The organism is Azospirillum sp. B4, from assembly GCF_000333275.1.
Taxonomy (GTDB): Bacteria; Pseudomonadota; Alphaproteobacteria; order Azospirillales; family Azospirillaceae; genus Nitrospirillum.
The window spans coordinates 1-2,041 of record NZ_BACU01000466.1; the positions used below are offsets into that span (position 1 = coordinate 1).

Below are 2,041 nucleotides of genomic sequence, written 5' to 3' on the forward strand. Positions count from 1 at the left end.
CGGGGCCTCCCCGAACTGGAGGTGCGCGCCGTGACCTGCGTGGCCGGCAACCGGCCGGTGGCCGTCACCGCCGTCAACGCCCGGCGCCTGCTGGACCTGTTCGGCCGGCCGGACATTCCCGTGTACGCCGGCGGCGCCCGGCCGTTGCTGTACCCGGAACCCCGGACCAACCTGGTGCATGGCGAGGATGGGCTGGGCGGCGTGGTCCTGGGCCGGGACGCGCGCCCGGTGGCGGCGGAGCACGCCGCCGACGCGCTGGCCCATCTGCTGCTGTCCCCGTCGGGCGCGGACCTGACCGTGGTGGCCATGGGGCCGCTGACCAACCTGGCCCTGGCGGAGATCCGCCACCCCGGCCTGCTGGCCCGGGCCCGGGGCATCCACATCATGGGCGGGGCCGTCCACTGCCCCGGCAACGTCACCCCGGCGGCGGAGTTCAATTTCTGGGCGGACCCGGCGGCGGCCCACGTGGTCATGACGGCGGGCGCCCGGCTGAATGTCTTCCCGCTGGACGTGACCGGCCAGGCGGCGATGACACCCGCCTGGCTGGCGGGGCTGGCGGCCCGGCCGGCGAAATCTGCAGCATGACGAACAGGCTCTGCTCGCTGTAGGCGCGGGCGAAGCTGCGCATCACCACCACGCCGAACAGCAGCACGATGAACAGGCACCACAACATGCCCAGTTCCTCCCCCGCCACGGCGAAGATGAAGTCGGCGTGGGCGTCGGGGATGGTCATCTTGACGGTGCCCTGGCCGGGACCGGTGCCCCATAGGCCGCCGTGCTGGAAGGCGTCCAGGGCGCGCTGGACCTGGTAGTTGTCGCCGGCGGCCGGATCCAGGAAGCGGTTCACGCGGCTCTGCACGTGCGGGAACAGGAAATAGGCGCCCACCAGGCCGGACAGGCCGCAGACCACCAGCACCGCCACCAGCAGGATGGGCAGGCCGGCAATGAAGAACTGGCCGAACCACACGGCGCTGACCACGAAGGTCATGCCCAGGTCCGGCTGCAGCAGCAGCAAGGCCACGATCATCAGGTAGAAGACGATGCAGACACCGAAATAGATCACGTTGTTGGTATGCCGGGCCTGGGCGAACATCCAGGCGGCCACCACGGCGAAGGCCGGCTTGATGAATTCCGACGGCTGGACCGACAGGCCGGGCAGGTGGATCCAGCGCGTGGCACCCTTGATCTGCACACCCGACACCAGGGTCAAGGCCACGCCCGCCAGCGACAGCAGGAACATGATCATGGCCAGGCGCCGCACCCCCTTGGGCGACAGCAGCGACACCGCGACCATGACGACCAGGGTGGGGATCAGCATCATCACGTGATGCTGGATGAAGTGGAAGTTATCCAGGCCGATGCGCTCCGCCACCGGCGGGCTGGCGGCCTGGATCAGCACCACGCCGATGGTGGCGATGAGGAAGACGGTGGCCAGGGTCCAGCGGTCGACGGTCCACCACCAACGGCCGATGACGGACTGGTCGGTACGTGACAGCGTGATCATGGCGTCCCGTCCTTCCCGGCTTCCAACTGGCGCACGATGCGGACGAAGGCGTCGCCCCGCACCTCGAAATTGGGATACTGGTCAAAGCTGGCGCAGGCGGGGGACAGCAGCACCGTGCCACCCCCGGCCGCCTTCGCCATGGCGTAGGCGGCGGGCACCGCGTCGTCCAGCGTGCCGTAGCGGCCGTAGCTGACCTTGCCCTCCAGCCAGGGGGCGAATTCCTCCGTCGCCTCCCCGATCAGGAAGGCGTGGCGCACCCGGCCCATGAAGGGCTCAAGGCCGCTCAGCCCGCCCTCCTTGGCTTTGCCGCCGACGATCCAGTACATGTCCTCGTAGCAGCCCAGGGCCTTGGACGCCGCGTCGGCGTTGGTGGCCTTGCTGTCGTTGACGAAGCGGATGCCGTCGAGGGTGGCGATCGCCTGCTGGCGGTGCGCCAGGCCGGGGAAGCCGCGCATGGCCTCGGCGATCACCTCCGGCGCCACACCCACGGCGCGGGTGGCGGCATAGGCGGCACAGGCGTCTGCCAGTGGGCGCCGG

At 70.2% G+C, this 2,041-nt stretch carries 2 protein-coding genes and 1 pseudogene; 1 reads left to right on the plus strand and 2 read right to left on the minus strand.

All coding sequences use genetic code 11. The annotated features are described in order from the left end of the window. A partial coding sequence (locus I55_RS20530; protein ID WP_044562452.1) for a nucleoside hydrolase occupies positions 1–585 on the plus strand: 585 nt, incomplete at its 5' end. Here the strand turns inward: I55_RS20530 and I55_RS20535 are convergent. Next, positions 470–1,504: an FtsW/RodA/SpoVE family cell cycle protein gene (locus tag I55_RS20535; protein WP_083901295.1), complete on the minus strand. Its 1,035-nt coding sequence runs from the start codon at positions 1,502–1,504 to the stop codon at positions 470–472. The two genes, I55_RS20530 and I55_RS20535, sit on opposite strands and share 116 nt — an antisense overlap. After that, a pseudogene (locus I55_RS20540) lies at positions 1,501–2,041 on the minus strand (UDP-N-acetylmuramoyl-L-alanine--D-glutamate ligase); the annotation flags it as partial. The gene I55_RS20535 and the pseudogene I55_RS20540, both read right to left, overlap by 4 nt.

Bases quoted from the DNA above. Each gene is read 5' to 3' on its own strand.
- I55_RS20535 (WP_083901295.1), bottom strand. From the start codon at position 1,504: ATGATCACGCTGTCACGTACCGACCAGTCCGTCATCGGCCGTTGGTGG.